This is a genomic window from Nitrosomonas sp. Nm166 (assembly GCF_900112825.1).
In the GTDB taxonomy this organism is placed as follows: Bacteria; Pseudomonadota; Gammaproteobacteria; order Burkholderiales; family Nitrosomonadaceae; genus Nitrosomonas.
Window position 1 is genome coordinate 1 of sequence record NZ_FONE01000109.1, and the last position, 1,594, is coordinate 1,594.

Sequence of the window (1,594 nt, forward strand, 5' to 3'; positions counted from 1 at the left end):
GCTGGCAGTGCTCAAGGGATCGGTGCATGTGAATGGATCTGAAACCCTTGGTACAGCGGAAGTCGGTCTGTTTGCACGCAGCGGTGACCATATTCGCATCGACAGCGCAAAAAACACAACGGCGCTGCTGCTTTGCGGCGAACCAATCGATGAACCCATCGCAGGCAGCGGTCCATTTGTGATGAATACGGCAGAAGAAATAAGCCAGGCGATGGCAGATTACCAGAGCGGCAAAATGGGGAAAATATCACAACCCTGACAGCATAGGTTACTGGCAATCAGTCGGTCTTGTAGTTGAAGTCGCGGTCTTTTATCGCAACCAAACCGTAGGAGGACACCATGAGTCATATCAATCCCGACGAAACTCTCATGCTTCTTATCGATCACCAGAGCGGCCTGTTCCAGCTGGTCAAGGACATTCCAGTATCAGACTTGCGCCGTAATGCTATCGCACTGGCCAAAGTCGCTGCACTACTCAAGATCCCGGTGATTACCTCAGCTTCCGTTCCAGATGGCCCGAATGGTCCATTGATTCCGGAAATCCACCAAGCCGCTCCGCATGCACAATACGTGAGTCGGCGCGGTGAAATTAATGTCTGGGATAGCGCTGATTTTGTTAAAGCTGTTGAGGCCACTGGCCGCAAAACGCTCATCCTTGCCGGTACGCTGACCAGCGTGTGCATGGCCTTCCCTTCCATCAGCGCAGTGGCTGACGGCTACAAAGTGTATGCCGTGGTGGATGCCTCGGGTAACTGGAGCAAAATGGCTACAGAATTAACCATTGTCCGTATTGTGCAGGCAGGGGTGATCCCGATCGATACTGTTGCGGTTATTTCAGAATTGCAGAAGACCTGGAACCGGCCGGAAGCGCTGGAATTTGCCAACCTTTATGCTGATCACCCGATGCTGCATTACCGGCTGTTGATCGAAAGCTATGATAAGGCTCAGGCAGTGCAAAAAGCGAAGAATTAAGTTTGACTTTACCTGCAACTTTTTTAGATGTCTCATTAGCGACAACCCAAAGGAGCAAAGAAATGGACAAGACTTTCACATACAACCGGCTTTCCAAGGATGATGCTGTTTTACTCATGGTAGACCATCAGGCAGGTTTGATCTCACTGGTACAGGATTTCTCACCGAATGAGTTTAAAAATAACGTGCTGGCTCTGGCGGCGTGCAGCAAGTATTTCAAGCTGCCGACGATCCTGACCACCAGTTTCGAGGATGGCCCGAACGGCCCGATAGTGCCGGAACTCAAGGAAATGTTTCCTGATGCGCCTTATGTCGCGCGTCCGGGCAATATCAACGCCTGGGACAACGAGGACTTCGTCAATGCGGTCAAGAATACTGGACGCAAGCAACTCATCATTGCTGGTGTGGTAACCGAAGTCTGCGTGGCCTATCCTGCACTGTCCGCCATTGAGGCAGGGTACGACGTGTTTGTAGTTACTGACGCTTCGGGTACCTTCAATGAAGTGACTCGCCACACTGCCTGGTTCAGGATGCAGGCCGCCGGCGTGCAACTGATCAACTGGTTCAGTGTGGCCAGTGAATTGCACCGCGACTGGCGCAACGATGTCGAAGGGCTGGGCGC

Annotated in this window: 3 protein-coding genes; all 3 read left to right on the forward strand. The window is 52.1% G+C overall.

The genetic code is table 11. The annotated features are described in order from the left end of the window. Nucleotides 1-259: pirin-like C-terminal cupin domain-containing protein (locus tag BM021_RS14925; protein ID WP_305728880.1), on the forward strand; the 259-nt coding region annotated here is incomplete at its 5' end. Between the two features lie 80 nt (nt 260-339). Further along, nucleotides 340-972, forward strand: a complete 633-nt coding sequence (locus BM021_RS14930; RefSeq protein ID WP_090721762.1) for an isochorismatase family protein — start codon at nt 340-342, stop codon at nt 970-972. 62 nt (nt 973-1,034) lie between these two features. Next, nucleotides 1,035-1,594 (forward strand): isochorismate family cysteine hydrolase YcaC (ycaC, locus tag BM021_RS14935; RefSeq protein ID WP_090721763.1); only part of this gene is annotated, 560 nt, incomplete at its 3' end.